At 73.1% G+C, this 14763-nt stretch carries 10 protein-coding genes and 1 pseudogene; 10 read left to right on the top strand and 1 reads right to left on the bottom strand.

Annotated features, from left to right (window positions below; translation table 11 throughout):
- Positions 1 to 13 precede the first annotated feature (13 nt).
- From ACZ6BG_RS31620 to ACZ6BG_RS31575, 10 genes and pseudogenes are all read left to right on the top strand, one after another.
- Positions 14 to 2671: a PA14 domain-containing protein gene (locus ACZ6BG_RS31620; protein WP_469007660.1), complete on the top strand. Its 2658-nt coding sequence runs from the start codon at positions 14 to 16 to the stop codon at positions 2669 to 2671.
- A 195-nt stretch (positions 2672 to 2866) separates the two neighbouring features.
- Positions 2867 to 5215: a GH92 family glycosyl hydrolase gene (locus tag ACZ6BG_RS31615; protein WP_469007658.1), complete on the top strand. Its 2349-nt coding sequence runs from the start codon at positions 2867 to 2869 to the stop codon at positions 5213 to 5215.
- A gap of 189 nt (positions 5216 to 5404) precedes the next feature.
- Positions 5405 to 6808: a wax ester/triacylglycerol synthase family O-acyltransferase gene (locus ACZ6BG_RS31610; RefSeq protein ID WP_469007657.1), complete on the top strand. Its 1404-nt coding sequence runs from the start codon at positions 5405 to 5407 to the stop codon at positions 6806 to 6808.
- 74 nt (positions 6809 to 6882) lie between these two features.
- Complete coding sequence (locus ACZ6BG_RS31605) at positions 6883 to 8466, top strand: SDR family NAD(P)-dependent oxidoreductase (RefSeq protein WP_469007656.1); 1584 nt, start codon at positions 6883 to 6885, stop codon at positions 8464 to 8466.
- A 266-nt stretch (positions 8467 to 8732) separates the two neighbouring features.
- Positions 8733 to 8906 carry a hypothetical protein gene (locus ACZ6BG_RS31600; RefSeq protein WP_169786629.1) on the top strand — a complete coding sequence of 58 codons (174 nt, stop codon included), beginning with the start codon at positions 8733 to 8735 and terminating at the stop codon, positions 8904 to 8906.
- Between the two features lie 263 nt (positions 8907 to 9169).
- Positions 9170 to 9787: pseudogene (locus ACZ6BG_RS31595) on the top strand (helix-turn-helix domain-containing protein); the annotation flags it as partial.
- Positions 9788 to 10016: 229 nt separating this feature from the next.
- The gene (locus tag ACZ6BG_RS31590) at positions 10017 to 11459 is read left to right on the top strand and encodes an MFS transporter (protein WP_469007655.1); all 1443 of its coding nucleotides are present in this window, start codon (positions 10017 to 10019) and stop codon (positions 11457 to 11459) included.
- 68 nt (positions 11460 to 11527) lie between these two features.
- Positions 11528 to 12160, top strand: coding sequence for a histidine phosphatase family protein (locus ACZ6BG_RS31585; protein WP_469007654.1), 633 nt, complete (start codon positions 11528 to 11530; stop codon positions 12158 to 12160).
- Positions 12161 to 12818: 658 nt separating this feature from the next.
- The gene (locus ACZ6BG_RS31580; protein ID WP_469007653.1) at positions 12819 to 13175 is read left to right on the top strand and encodes a hypothetical protein; all 357 of its coding nucleotides are present in this window, start codon (positions 12819 to 12821) and stop codon (positions 13173 to 13175) included.
- A 140-nt stretch (positions 13176 to 13315) separates the two neighbouring features.
- Positions 13316 to 14044: a class I SAM-dependent methyltransferase gene (locus ACZ6BG_RS31575; protein ID WP_469007652.1), complete on the top strand. Its 729-nt coding sequence runs from the start codon at positions 13316 to 13318 to the stop codon at positions 14042 to 14044.
- A gap of 54 nt (positions 14045 to 14098) precedes the next feature.
- Here ACZ6BG_RS31575 and ACZ6BG_RS31570 read toward each other — a convergent pair whose 3' ends face one another.
- Positions 14099 to 14467, bottom strand: a complete 369-nt coding sequence (locus tag ACZ6BG_RS31570) for a phosphotransferase (RefSeq protein WP_469007651.1) — start codon at positions 14465 to 14467, stop codon at positions 14099 to 14101.
- Positions 14468 to 14763: the final 296 nt, after the last annotated feature.

Raw genomic sequence — 14763 nt, 5'->3', positions numbered from 1 at the left:
ACAAGGAGGATCCGTGCGCCCTAGACGATCAGGAAAGCTCCGGCACCAACTGGCCCTGCTGCTCACCGCCGCCCTGGTGTTCTCGGGGCTCGTCGCCCAGTCCACCGCGAGTGCGGCGGGCGACGAGGCACCCGAGGTCCACGGCCTGAAGGGCGAGTACTACACCCAGTCCGCCCCCGGGGCCTTCGACTTCCACGAGCTCAAGGCCACCGGCTTCGACCGGAACATCGACTTCGACACCCTCGAACCCCGGCTGAACCTCGCCACCGGCAAGTCCGACGACGCCACCGTCCGCTGGACGGGGAAGATCGTCCCGGAGAGGTCCGGTGCCCACACCTTCGCCATGACCGGCGACAACGGCTTCCGCCTCTGGGTCGACGGAAAGCTCGCCATCGACCACTGGGTCGACGACTGGGACCGCGAACAGACCTCCCTGCCGGTCGAGTTGACCGCCGGCCAGGCCTACGACTTCAAGGTCGAGTACTTCGAGCACTACGGCGGCTCCAACCTGCACCTGCGCTGGACCGAGCCCGGCGGGACCAAGAAGGCCGTGCCGCAGTCCGCGTTCCGCCTCCCCGACGGCTGGGACTACGACGGGGCGACCGCCGCCACCGTGCAGAAGGACGGCCGGGCCCTGAGGCTGGAGTTCGTCCAGGAGCTCGCCGCACCCCCCGCCGGTCTCGTCGGCCACCTCGAAGCCGTCATCGGCGGCGCCAAGTGGCCGCTGGACACGGCCAGGCAGGACCCCGCCGACCCGCGCGCCCTGCTCGTCACCCTCAAGCAGCCCGTCGTCGGCAACAAGACCGGCACCGCCCGCGGCACCGCCGATCTGCGCTACGACGGCAAGGGCGGCCTGACCGGCGCCGACGGCAAGCGGGTCGGGGCGTTCTGGAGCAGCGGCGGCAACAAGTCCACGTACGAACTGCGCTCCAAGTGGGCGGACGACGTCGGCCCCGGCAACGCGCTGCCCGAGTATCCGCGCCCGCAGCTGAAGCGCGCCGACTGGCGCAATCTCAACGGCAGGTGGCAGTTCGCCGCGGCCGAGGCGGGGGAGCGGCCGCCGGTCGGCAAGAAGCTCAAGGAGAAGATCCTCGTCCCCTACCCGGTGGAGTCCCAGCTCTCGGGCCTCCAGCGGCACGAAGACCGCATGTGGTACCGCCGCACCTTCACCGTCCCGGCCGGCTGGAAGGTCGGGGACCAGCGGAACGACCAGCGGCTCAAGCTGAACTTCGGCGCCGTCGACTGGCACGCCAAGGTGTACGTCAACGGCACCGAGGTCGCCGACCACAAGGGCGGCTACGACAAGTTCAGCGCCGACATCACCGACGCCCTGAAGCCCGGCCGGACGCAGGAGCTGATCGTCGGCGTGCACGACCCGACCGACGCGCCGGGCGGCCCGAACCCGCCGGTCGGCAAGCAGCGCCTGGACCCGTCGGGCATCTGGTACACGCCGTCGTCGGGCATCTGGCAGACGGTGTGGATGGAGCCGGTGGCCCGCGACCACGCCGAATCCCTGAAGATCACCCCCGACGTCACGAGCAAGCAGGTCACCGTCGAGGCCAAGGGCGTCCGCGCGGGCGTGCCTTTCAAGGCGGTCGCGTACGAGGGCAGGAAGAAGGTCGCCGAGGCGAGCGGCCGCACCGGCGAGCCGCTGAAGCTCACCCTGAGGAAGCCGCACCTGTGGTCGCCCGACGACCCGTTCCTCTACGACCTGAAGGTCACCGTCGGCGGGAGCAAGGACGGGGGCGAGCACGGCAGCCGCGCCGATGAGCTGCGGAGCTACTTCGGGATGCGCTCCATCGCCGTGGAGAAGATCGACGGCACCCCGCGCACTGTCCTGAACGGCAAGCCGACCTTCCTGATGGCCACCCTCGACCAGGGCTTCTGGCCCGACGGCCTGCACACCGCGCCCACCGACGAAGCCCTCGCGCACGACCTGAAGATGCACAAGGAGATGGGCTTCAACTCCGTCCGCAAGCACATCAAGGTGGAGCCCGACCGGTGGTTCTACTGGGCGGACAGGCTGGGCCTGATGGTGTGGCAGGACATGCCGTCCATGCGGGCCGAGCGGAACCCGGACGCCGCCGCCCGCGCCCAGTACGAGCACGAGATGAAGCAGATGATCGACGAGCACGGGAACAGCCCGTCCATCGTCATGTGGGTCACCTTCAACGAGGGCTGGGGCCAGTACGACCAGGGCCGCATCGCCGAACAGGCCAAGGCATGGGACCCCACGCGCCTGGTCAACGGCATGTCGGGGCTCAACCTGGGCGCCGACGGCGGCAAGGGCGACCTCATGGACGAGCACGGCTACCCGAGCCCGGCCCTGCCGCCCCGGCCGGACGGCGAACGGGCCCTGATCAACGGGGAGTACGGCGGCCTCGGACTCGCGGTGCCCGGCCACGCCTGGTCCGTGCAGCAGAGCTACGTCGACGTGGACCCCGCGAAGTACACGGAGGAGTACCTCGGCAAGCTCCGCGAGGTGCGCGCCCTGGCCTGCAAGGGCGGCAACGGCGCCGTCTACACCCAGATCTCCGACGTGGAAGGGGAGTTGAACGGCCTGCTCACCTATGACCGCAAGGTCGTCAAGCCCGATGTGCCACGGCTGCGCGCCGCGCACGAGTCCCTGATCAAGGACGCCTCGCAGGCGCCCGTGCGGGGCTGCGCCTGACGGACCGATGCGCTCCGGTCCGTCCGTGGGGGGCGGGCCGGGGCACATCTCCGTGCTCGCGGCCGTATCCGGACAATCAGGGCCGGGGCGTCCGCACGCCACCCCCGCACCACCCCTTGACGAGTACACGTACGCGCCCGAAGAATGAGCGCGCCCGAGGCAGTGACAACGTTGTCCAAGGAGGCGTTCCCACCCATGAGATGGACCCACCGGCTGCGCGGCGCGGGGACGGCGGCCGTGGCGGCCGCGCTCCTCGGCGGGGCCCTCGCCGTCCCGTCGGCCGACGCCGCCCCGCGCGGCGAGCGCCTGACCGACCTGGTCAACCCGTTCATCGGCACCGAGAACGAGGGCAACACCTACCCGGGCGCCGCCGTGCCCTTCGGCATGGTGCAGCTCTCGCCCGACACCGGCCACAACACCGGCTACGACCACTCCGACACCCACATCCGGGGCTTCTCCGCCGTGCATCTGTCCGGTGTGGGCTGCGGCCTCGGCGGGGACCTGCCGGTCCTGCCGACGACCGGGGACGTGACGGAGACCGACTACGCCAAGTACGCGGCGGAGTTCAGCCACGACACGGAGACGGCGCGCCCCGGCTACTACAAGGTCGGCCTGAAGTCAGGCGTCGACGCCGAACTGACCGCGACCGAGCGCACCGGCGTGCAGCGCTACACGTTCCCGGCCACGGACAAGGCCAACGTCCTCATCAACGCGGGCCAGTCCCTGCACAAGACGGTCGGCACCGACGTGGAGATCCTCGACCGCCGCACCGTCCGCACGAAGATCACCGGCAGCGGCTTCTGCCAGGACACCAAGCCGTACACGCTCTACACCGTCACGCGCTTCGACCGGCCCTTCACGTCGGCCGGGACCTGGAAGGGCGGCACGGTGACGGCAGGCTCCCGGAAGTCCTCGGCCGACGGCGAGCGCAACGGCGCGTACGTCCGCTTCGACACCTCCAAGGACCGCACCGTCGAGGCGACGACCGCGCTGTCCTACGTCGACGCGCGGGGCGCCGCGCTCAACCTCCGTGCGGAGGGCGGGCGTTCCTTCGGTCGTGTCGAGCACGCGGCGCGCGCGAAGTGGGAGGACCGGCTCGACGACGTGCGCGCCCAGGGCGGCGACAAGACGCTGCGGCGCACCTTCTACTCGTCCCTGTACCGCTCGTTCCTCGCGCCCAACATCGGCAGTGACGTCGACGGCCGCTACACCGGATGGGACCAGAAGACCCACCGCGCGAAGGGCTTCACGTATTACCAGAACTGGTCGCTGTGGGACACCTACCGCACCCAGGCCCAACTCCTCGCGCTGCTCGCCCCGCGCGAGTCCCGCGACATGGCCCTGTCGGTCCTGCGGATCGACGCGGAGAGCGGCTGGCTGCCCAAGTGGGGCTACGGCACCGTCGAGACGAACATCATGACCGGCGACCCGGTCACGCCGTTCCTGACCAACGCCTACCAGCAGGGGCTGTTGAAGGGGCCCCCCGGACTGGAAGAGGATGCGTACCGGGCGCTGAAGAAGAACGCCGACGGGGTGCCGCCCGCCGACTCCGCGCCGGTGGGCCGCGAGGCCAACAAGGAGTACATCGCCGAGGGCTTCGCGCCCTACGTCAAGGGCCGCCCGCACGCCAAGCCCGGCGACTCCGACTACGACCACGGCGCGTCGGCCACGCTGGAGTACGCCCTGTCGGACGCGATGCTCGGGCAGATGGCGCGCGAGCTGGGGCACAAGAAGGACGCCGAGCGCTATGCGGCGCGGGCCCAGAATTACCGGAAGATCTTCGACGGTTCGACCGGGTTCTTCCGGGCCCGGGACAAGGCGGGGGCGTTCACCGGGCCCGCCGATCCGGCCAAGAGCGAGGGCTTCCACGAGGGCACGTCCTGGCAGTACCAGTGGCTGGTGCCGCAGGACCTGCCCGGCATGGTGGACCTCATCGGCGGCAAGCAGGCCACGAACAGCCGCCTGGACTCCTTCTTCGCCTACGACCAGCTCCTGAAGGACCCGGCGAAGACCGCCCGTGAGGTGTGGGTCAACGGCCCGTACGACTACTACAACGCGGACAAGTACAACCCGCAGAACGAGCCCGACCTGATCGCCCCGTACACGTATCTGTCCACCGGGCAGCCGTGGAAGACGACGGACGTGGTGCACGCCGCGCTCACGCTCTTCACGGACACCCCGACCGGCATGACCGGCAACGACGACCTCGGCACCATGTCCGCCTGGAACGTGCTCTCGTCCATCGGGATCTTCCCGGTGCAGCCGGGCACGGACACCTGGGGCCTGTCGACGCCGGTCTTCGAGCGGGTCGACCTCAGCCTGGACCGCCGCTATTACCCGAGCGGGCGGTTCACGGTGAAGGCGCCGGGCACGTCGCCGGAGCGGCGGTACGTGCAGTCGGTGAGGGCCGACGGCGCGGACTACGGGCGGACGTATCTGCGCACGGGTGACATCCGTGGGCTGCGGGAGCTGTCGTTCGCGGTGGGGGACAGGCCCTCGGGGTGGGGTACGTCACCCGAGGCGGCGCCGCCCGTGGTGAGGTGAGCGCGCTCGCGGTGCGCGGGTGACCGCTGAGGCCCCGCGAGGCCCGCCCTTCCCGGCGGTTTCCGGGAAGGGCGGGCCTTAACCCGTTGTTAACTGTACGTAGCTAGATCGTACTTGACCGTAATTGTCGGAGGGTGATTGGCTGCTGGCTCCGTCATCGACCAGCCGTCATCGACGCGAGAGCGAGCCATGACCTCTGAGAGCTCGGACCTGCTCGCCCCTCTCGATCTCGCCTTCTGGAGCATCGAGTCCGCCGAACACCCCATGCACCTGGGGGCCCTCGGCGTCTTCGCCGCGGACTCGCCGTCCGCCGCCGCGCACGCCGCCGATCTGCTCGCCGCCCGCGCCCCGGCCGTCCCGGGCCTGCGCATGCGGATACGGCCCGTGCTGCTGCCTCCCGGCGGTGCCCAGCGGCAGCCCGCGCCCGACTTCGACCCACTGGACCACGTCCACCTCGCCCCGCCCGCGGCCGACTTCCACGCGGCGGCGGGCGCGCTCATGGAGCAGCCCCTCGACCGGGACCGGCCGCCGTGGGAGGCGCACGTCCTGCCCGCCGCCGACGGGACCTCGTTCGCGGTCCTGTTCAAGTTCCACCACGCCCTCGCCGACGGGCTGCGCGCCCTCACCCTGGCCGCCGGGGTCATGGACCCGATGGAAATCCCGCCCGCGCGCGAGCCCCGCCCCGTCCCCGGGACGCCGTGGTGGCACGCCCTCGACCCGCGGCGGCTGCCCGACACCGTCGGCTCCGCCCTGTCCGGGGCCCGCTCCGCCGCCGCCGACGTCGGGCGGGCGCTCGACATCGGCGCGTCCGTGGCGCGGGCGACCTGGGGCGTCCGCTCCTGCGCCGCCCTCACCTCCCGGCCCACCGGCACCCGCCGCACCGCGGGCGTCGCCCTGGACCTGGACGATGTGCACCGGGTGCGCAAGACCGTCGGGGGCACCGTCAACGACGTCCTGATCGCCGTGGTCGCCGGGGCGCTGCGGCGCTGGCTGGACGAGCGGGGCGACGGCAGTGAGGGCGTCGTCCCGCGTGCGCTCGTCCCGGTCTCGCGGCGCCGCCCGCGCACCGCCCACCCGCAGGGCAACCGCCTCTCCGGCTATCTGGTCCGGCTGCCCGTCGACGACCCGGACCCGGTGGCCCGCCTTCGCGCCGTGCGTACCGCCATGGACCGCAACAAGGACGCGGGCCCCACCCGCGGCGCGGGAGCCGTCGCGCTGCTCGCCGACCACGTCCTTCCGATCGGCCACCGCGTCGGCGGCCCCGCCGTCGCGCACGCCGCCCGGCTGCTCTTCGACATCCTCGTCACCAGCGTGCCGCTGCCCAGCCTCGGCCTGCGCCTCGCGGGCTGCCCGCTCGCCGAGGTCTACCCCTTCGCCCCGCTGGCCCGCGGGCAGGCGCTCGCCGTCGCCGTCTCCACGTACCGCGGCCGCGTCCACTACGGTCTGGTCGCCGACGCCGCCGCGGTGCCGGACCTGGACCTTCTCGCGCGGTGTCTCGGCGCGGAACTGGCCGCGCTGGTGGCGGTGTGCGAGCGCGCACGGGGCGTGGCGGGCGACCGTTCGGGTTTGGTACCGGGCGCCCGGGCTACGTAAAGTTCCGCTTTTGGAGCTTCCGCGGTCACCTCAGACGAGCCGCGGCACGAGTGCGGTGAGGAACGACAGCGGCCATGACGGTGACAGAGGACAGCCAGCAGCAGGGTGCCGGCGCCGTTGCGGACGGCCGCGGGGGCGACCAGGGGCACGAGGGGCACCAGGGGCAGGGGGCCGCCGCCGACGCCGGGGACTTCGGTCCGTACGGCCCGGGCATCGACCCCGAGCGACTCGCCGTCTGCCTCAGCGTCCTCGACGAGCTGGACCAACTGGACGTCGACCACCCCGACGCGATCACCGTGCGCCGTGCCACCGCCGGGATCTACCGCACCGTGAAGCAGCGCCGCCGCCAGGAGCGCAGGGCCGCCAAGACCGCCCACGACAAGGCCGTCACCGAGGCCACCGCCACCGGCTCCGCGCAACGCATCGACGACGAGACGGAGGGCATCCTGCCCTCCTCCGTCACCGAGGCCGGCCAGATCGCGGGGATACTCCAGCGCCCCCGCTCCTGCTACACCTGCAAGACGCGGTACGTGGAAGTCGACTACTTCTACCACCAGCTCTGCCAGGCCTGCGCCGCCGAGAACCGCGCCAAGCGCGACGCGCGCGCCGACCTCACCGGCAAGCGCGCCCTGCTCACCGGCGGCCGCGCCAAGATCGGCATGTACATCGCGCTGCGGCTGCTTCGCGACGGCGCGCACACCACCATCACGACCCGCTTCCCCAAGGACGCCATCCGCCGCTTCAAGGCGATGGACGACTCGGCGGACTGGATGCACCGCCTGGAGGTCGTCGGCATCGACCTGCGCGACCCCGCGCAGGTGGTCGGCCTGGCCGAGCAGGTCGCCGAGCAGGGCCCGCTCGACATCCTCATCAACAACGCGACGCAGACCGTGCGCCGCCTGCCCTCGGCCTACGCCGCGCTCGTCGAGGGTGAGAGCGCCCCGCTGCCCGCCGGGGAACTGCCCGCCCACCACGTGATCGGCGCCTTCAACTCCGGCGCGGTCGGCGAGCTCGGCGGACCGGCCGCGCTGCCCGTCGGCGTCAGCGGCCTGGACGCGCAGCAGGTCGCCGACCTCGCCCTGGTCGCGGGCAACGCCAGCGTCGAGCGGCACCTGGAAGGCACCGCCATCGACGCGGGCGGCCTGGTGCCGGACGTCGTCGACACCAACACCTGGGTGCAGACCATCGAACAGATCTCCCCGGTGGAGCTGCTCGAGACCCAGCTCTGCAACTACACCGCGCCGTTCATCCTGATCAGCCACCTGCGGCCGATGATGGCCGAGGCCGCGAAGAAGGCGGCCAGCGGACGCGCCTACGTCGTCAACGTCTCGGCGATGGAAGGCGTCTTCGGCCGCGGCTACAAGGGCGCGGGGCACCCGAACACCAACGCCGCCAAGGCCGCGATGAACATGGTGACGCGCACCAGCGGCCAGGAGATGTTCGAGGCCGACGGCATCCTCATGACCTCCGTCGACACCGGCTGGATCACCGACGAGCGCCCCCACCACGACAAGCTGCGCCTCGCCGAGGAGGGCTTCCACGCCCCGCTCGACCTGGTCGACGGCGCGGCCCGCGTGTACGACCCGGTGGTGCGCGGCGAGGCGGGCGAGGACCTGTACGGGGTGTTCCTCAAGGACTACAAGCCCGGCAAGTGGTAGTCACCGCGGCGACCGGAGTGCCTCGCGAATAAGGCATGTCCGGAATCCACCCTTTGTTTTGGCGCCATCGAGCAGACCCGCGCTCATTTGGTTAACCTAGGGCGAACGGACGGCCACGAGGCGCACACCAGCATCTCTACGCCGCCCCGGGACAGGCTGCGACCCGCTGCCGCGATCCCGCCCGGACACGGCGCCACCGCGACCGAGAAGACAGCGCAGTAAGCGCAGCCATCGTTCTTCCGTTACGCGACACAAAGGAGTGCGCGGTGACACCAGATCTGACCAAGCAGGAGAAGCGGCCGGCCGATCGTGGCGGTGAGCGGGGCGGACGTCCCCAGAAGCTCCGCAACCTGGACTCGTGGGCCAAGGCGGCTCCCATCCGGCTCGCCGGATACGAGGACGACCTCGCGGAGCCGCACATCCTCCCCGGTATCGACTGACCCTGCGTGAGTGCGCCCCACGCCCCCCGTCGCGAGTCGCGGCGGGGGGCGCGGCACGTCCGGGGGTGGTTGACCGTACCGCGTGGGGGTGCCACCTCGGCTGCAACTTTCCCAAAAACATTCTGCAAAAAGGCTTTTGGAAAGTGGTCGAGGCGTTCTACGCTCGCCGTATGGCAGACGAAGAGCGCCCGGCGGGCGCCGGACAGGAGGCCGGGGGAGAGCGCGCACAGGACGCGGCGCGGCCCCCGGCCAGGCGGGACCACCTGCGGGTTCTCGACCCGGAGCGGGAGCCCGCCGCCATCAAGGCACTGACCCACCCGCTGCGGGTCCGGCTGCTCGGCCTGCTGCGCATGGACGGACCCGCCACCGCGAGCGAGCTGGCGGCCAGGACGGGCGAGTCGTCCGCCTCGACCAGCTACCACCTGCGCGTCCTCGCGAAGTACGCGTTCGTCGCCGAGGCCGAGCACCGCGACAGCCGTGAGCGCCGGTGGCGGGCGGTGCACGCGGTGACCACCTGGGACCACGCGGCGATGGAGGCCTCGCCGGTCGGCCGGGAGTTCACGGGCAGGATGGCCCGGCGCCAGCTCGACCACCTGCGGGAGTCCCTGGAGTGGTACGAGGCCGACCTGGCCGCCGGACGGATCGGCCGGGAATGGCTCGAGCCGTCCGGCATCACGGACCTGCTGCCGGACCTGACCCCCGAGTCCCTGACCGAGCTCAAGCAGGCGTTCGAGGCCAAGCTTGAGGAGCTGACGGCGCGCGACGCGGGGGACCCGCGCGCCAGGAAGGTCGTGGTGGCCTTCATGGGGCTGCCGGTCGCCGGTCGGCGGGCGAGGGAGGAAGGGGCCGGAGGGCCGGACGGTTCGGCGGGCGCGGGCGGTCCGGCGGCGGCGGTCGGCCCGGGCGAGGGGGACAGCCCGGGCGAGGCAGGCGGTCCGCGCGAAGGGGAGGGCCGGACGGGAGCGGACGGCCCGGCCGGGGCAGGCCGTCCCGGCGACGGGGCCGCCTCGGACCCGGCAGGCGGCACGGCCGCTGGGCGCACTCCCGCCCCGGCGGACGACCCCTCCGAGGAGGGCGCCCCCGCTCCGAGACGCGTGCGGGGCTACACCCATGACTGAATCCCGCGCCTCCATATCCGACGACCCTCGCTCAAGCGGCCCCGGCCCCCTCGACCCCCGCACCGCCCGCCGTCGGTACGTCACGGTCTGCGCGCTGTTCTGGCTGCCGCTGGGCCTGGCCATCGCGCCCATGGTGGCGCTCCTGACCGAGCGGGGGCTCGCCCTCGCGGCCGTCGCCGGATGTGTCGCCGCGCACTCCCTCACCGCCGCCGCCCTCGAACTCCCCACCGGGGGCCTCTCCGACGTGCTCGGACGCCGCGCCGTGCTCGCCGCGGCGGGCCTCTTCGACCTGGTCGCGCTGGTAATGCACGCGCTCGGCACCACCGCCTGGGTGCTCGCCCTCGGCATGGCCCTCAAGGGCGCGGGCCGCGCCCTGTCGAGCGGCCCCGCCGAGGCCTGGTACGTCGACACGGTGCACGCGAGCGCCGGCCCCGACGCCGAGCTGCGCACCGGCCTGGCCCGGGGCGGCGCCGCCACCTCCGCGGCGCTCGCGGCCGGGGTCCTGATCGGCGGCGCCCTGCCCTGGCTCCTCAGCCTCGGCCCCGACCTCGGCGCCCGCCTCGGCGACGCCACGTCCGGGCTCGTGATCCCGCTGTCCGTACCGGCCCTGCTCGGCGCGGCCGTCGAGGTCGGCTTCCTCGCCTACGTCCTGACCGCGCTGCCCGAGCCGCCCCGGCGGCGCACCACCCTGCGCGGAGTCCTGCGCGGCGTCCCCGCCACCGTCGTCGCAGGAGTCCGCCTCGGCGGCCGGGACGCGCTGGTGCGGCGGATCGTCCTCAGCGCCGGTGCCGCGGGCAGCGCGCTGATCACCGTGGAGGTCCTGACCCCCGGCAGGGCCGTCGATCTGACCGGCGCGCCGGAGTCCGGGGCGGTCCTGTTCGCGGGCCTCGCCTGCGCCGGATACCTGTGCTCGATGGCAGGCAGCCACCTCGCGCCGCCGCTGGCCCGGTACGCGGGCGGGAGCGAGCGCGCGGTCCTCCTGGGCCTCGGCGCCGCCGCGGGCGGCCTGCTGCTCCTCGGCCTCACCGCCGTCGCCTCGGGCCCGGCCCCGCTCACCCTCGCGGTGCTCGGCTACGCCCTTGTGTACGTGGGCCTCGGTGCCGCGGGCCCGAGCGAGAACGACATCCTGCACCGGCGCGTCGACAGCGCGGGCCGCGCCACCGCCCTGTCCGTCCAGTCGCTCTCCCTCCAACTGGTCGGCGCCGGAACGGGATTGGTCATCGGGCACCTCCCGGAAGGCTCTCCGCGCTGGCTGCTCGGCGGCGCCGTGATGCTCGCGGGCGCCCTCCTGTGGGTGCGCCGCCGCACGGTGCCGGAGGATACGAAGAGTGCGAACGGTGCGAAGGGCGCCGGGCACGGCAAGGACAGCATGGGGGGCGAGGCGGCGGGGTCGGCGACCGGCGCGGCGAGTTCCCAGCCGGTCCCGCTCCCCTGAGCACGGTGACCACGGCGAAGACCCGCACATCCCGCAAGCCCCCGTAGCCACGCGAAAGGCACGCCCCGATGCGCAGCATCCACGTCATCGCCCACCCGGAGGCCACACACCACGTCGAGAAGGTGGTCGGCGGCTGGCACGACTCCGACCTCACGCCCGCCGGTCGCCGGGCCGCGGCCACCATCGCCCGGGCGCTGCGCGCCGACATCCCCGAGGGCGCGGACGTCGAGCTGATCTCCTCGGACCTGCGCCGCGCGGCGCAGACCGCCGACGCGGTGGGCGAACTGTTCGGCGTACGGCCGGTCCTGGACCGCAGGCTGCGGGAGAAGTCGTACGGAGAGGCGGAGGGCGGACCGCAGGAGTGGCTGGAACGGCGGTTCGTGCCGCCCCCGGCCGACGGCGACAGGATGGGGCACCACGAGGGCGTGCCGGGTGCCGAGACCAGGGGCGAGTGCGCGCGCCGCGTCTACGACGCCATGGCCGAACTGCTGCGGCGCCCCCGCGCGCACCAGATCGTCGTCACGCACGGGTTCGCCCTGACCTTCGTCGTCGCGGCCTGGATCAAGATGCCGTACGAGTCCCTCGGCTCCGTCAGCTTCCGGGCGCCGTCGGGGAGCATCACGCTGCTGCGCGAGGACGACTTCTTCCACAACCGCCAGGTCGTCAGCGTCGGTGACACCCGCCACCTCGCCACGCCCTGACGGGGCCTCACCGCCGCCCGGGGCGGCCTGGCGCCGTCAGGACCCGGAGGCGGTGGTCCCAGCCGAATGAGCCTCTTCTACGCTCATGGCGGTCGCGCCGACCCTCGTCGCCCCGGCCAACTCCCGCCGCCGGGGCGCTGATCTGCCTCACCGGCGAGATCGGCTCGATCCCCGCGCCGCTCCTCGGCGGCGTGCTGCACGCCCTGAACGGCCCCGGGCCGGTGTCGCCTTCACGGCCGTCACCATCGGGGTGACGCTGCTGCCGCGTCGCGTGGGGCCACTGGCACCGGCCCGCTACGAGGCTCCAGGGCAGGCCTCGGACGAGACGCCCGGCGGTACCTCCGGCAACGGCGCGGAGGACGACAGCGGTTCACCGCTCGTCGCGTTCCGGTATGCCGCGCGTCGGCGGCCTCCTGGCCCAGGGCGGTGTCACCGCCCTGTTCAACCTGCCGGTGATCCTGTTTCCGGAGAGCGTGGACACCCGTTTCGGCGGCGGCGAGCTCATGCTCGGCCTGCTGTACACGGCGCCCGCGCGGGCGCGGTCCTCGTCTCGGCGACCAGCGGCTGGGTCACGCGGGCCGCGCGCCCGGGCCGTCTGTTCCTGGCCTCCGCCCGCGTCGACGGCCTCGCGACCATCGGGTTCGGCCTCGGCGGCCAGGTGGCGGTCGCCGTCGTGATGCCGACGGTCGGCGGCGCGGCGGGCACGGTCTACGAGAACCTGGAGTACGCCCTCGTACAGCACCACAGCCCCGACCGGCTGCGCGGGCGCGTCGTCGGCGTCATCACCACCCAGGGCACCACGGGCGACGTGGTCGACGACATGGAAGTCGCGGTGATGGCACGGTGGTTCAGCCCGGCGGGCGCGGCCGTGGTCAACGGCGCGGTGCGCGTGGCGGCGGCCGTGCTGGTGGCGGTGTGCGTGCCCGGGCCGCGCCGGGCGACGCTGCCCGGGTCGGGGGTTCCGGCTCCGGCGGCGCCTGAGGGTGAGGGGCGGGCCGTGGGGCCCCGTTCCTGACGCGGGGCGCTGGCGGCGGCCTGCCCTGGCCGGGTTCGCGGCCGGGGCAGGTCCAGGTCCGGGGCAGGTCCGGGGGCCCGGGTCCGGGGCCGCCGAAAAATCCCCTGCACCGGCCGCCACCTCCGGATACCTTCGCCGCCATGGCATCCGAACACTCCCAGGACCCGCGCCTGGCCGCGCTCTACGACCCGCTCGACCCCGACCGCAGCGACCTCGACCCGTATCTGCGCCTCGCCGAGGAGTTCGGGGCGCGGCAGGTCCTGGACATCGGCTGCGGCACCGGTGTGTTCGCGCTGCTCCTCGCCGCGCGGGGCATCGACGTCGTCGGTGTCGATCCGGCCGCGGCCTCCCTCGACGTGGCCAGGGGCAAGGCGGGTGGCGAGCGGGTGCGGTGGATCCACGGCGACGCGACCACGCTGCCGCCGCTGCAGGCCGACCTCGCGACGATGACGGCGAACGTCGCCCAGGCGATCGCCGACCCGGGGGAGTGGCGGGCGACCCTGAAGGGAGCCCGCGCGGCGCTGCGTCCGGGCGGGCACCTCGTGTTCGAGACCCGCGTTCCGGCGCGGCGCGCCTGGGAGGAGTGGAACCGCGAGGCCTCGTACAGCGTGACGGACGTGCCCGGCTTCGGCGTGGTCGAGGGCTGGTTCGACCTGCTGGAGGTCGACGGGCCGCTCGTGACGTTCCGTGGGAACTGTGTGTTCGCCGACGGGCAGGTCCTGACGGCGGACTCGACGCTGCGGTTCCGCGAGCGGGAGGAGGTCGAGGCGGACCTGGTCGCCGAGGGGTACGCGGTGGTGGACGTACGGGACGCACCCGACCGGCCGGGCCGGGAGTTCGTGTTCCTCGCGCGCAGGCCCGCGACGTGAGACCAGACCGCCTGCGCCCGTCCATGAACCGGGCCCCTCGCCTGAACCAGACCCTCACGTGAACGGCCGCACCACCCACCGCCGCACCACCTCGGCCGCCGCGTCCGCGACTTTATGCCCCTCCGGCCGTGTCACCAGGTCGCTGAGGGCGAACAGGTCGAGGACCCGGCCCAGGTACTCCCAGTCCGCGTCGAGGGGATGGGTGCGCTCTCCCGTACGAAACCCTTCGCGGAAGCCGTCGAGGAACCCGTCGGGGTAGGCGTCCCCGAAGCGCAGCATGTTCGCCGCGTCCCCGTACGGACAGCCGGAGTACGCGAACTCCCAGTCCAGGACGGCGTCCACGCGCCAGCCGGGCCCCGCGCGGGACACCAGGATGTTCTTGGGGTTGATGTCGGCGTGCACCAGGCACGCCAGCCGGTCCACGCTTCCAGCGCGGGCGCGTGGGCCTCGCACAGCTTCACCCAGGCCCGCCGTGCGGCGGTGTCGAGCCGCTCCCCGGGCACCGCGGCCACGCACGTCTCAGCGACCTCCGGCAACTGCCGTGACCACGGCTGCTTGTCCCGCCCGACGGTGAGCCGGTCGTCCGTGAAGAAGCCGGGCCAGCCGAACGTCACGGCCCCGACGCGGGCGACGACCCGGCCGACCTCGGTGCCGAGCGCGGCGAGGGAGTCCCGGTCGACCCCGCCCGCGCCGAGCACGTGACTGAGGGGCGTCCCCGG

Source organism: Streptomyces sp. NPDC041205 (assembly GCF_055591765.1).
Note: the sequence above shows the minus strand (reverse complement) of the source record. Positions and strands in the feature narration are given on the sequence as shown.

Bases quoted from the DNA above. Each gene is read 5' to 3' on its own strand.
- ACZ6BG_RS31575 (WP_469007652.1), top strand. From the start codon at position 13,316: ATGGCATCCGAACACTCCCAGGACCCGCGCCTGGCCGCGCTCTACGAC.
- ACZ6BG_RS31585 (WP_469007654.1), top strand. From the start codon at position 11,528: ATGCGCAGCATCCACGTCATCGCCCACCCGGAGGCCACACACCACGTC.
- ACZ6BG_RS31610 (WP_469007657.1), top strand. From the start codon at position 5,405: ATGACCTCTGAGAGCTCGGACCTGCTCGCCCCTCTCGATCTCGCCTTC.
- ACZ6BG_RS31605 (WP_469007656.1), top strand. From the start codon at position 6,883: ATGACGGTGACAGAGGACAGCCAGCAGCAGGGTGCCGGCGCCGTTGCG.
- ACZ6BG_RS31615 (WP_469007658.1), top strand. From the start codon at position 2,867: ATGAGATGGACCCACCGGCTGCGCGGCGCGGGGACGGCGGCCGTGGCG.
- ACZ6BG_RS31590 (WP_469007655.1), top strand. From the start codon at position 10,017: ATGACTGAATCCCGCGCCTCCATATCCGACGACCCTCGCTCAAGCGGC.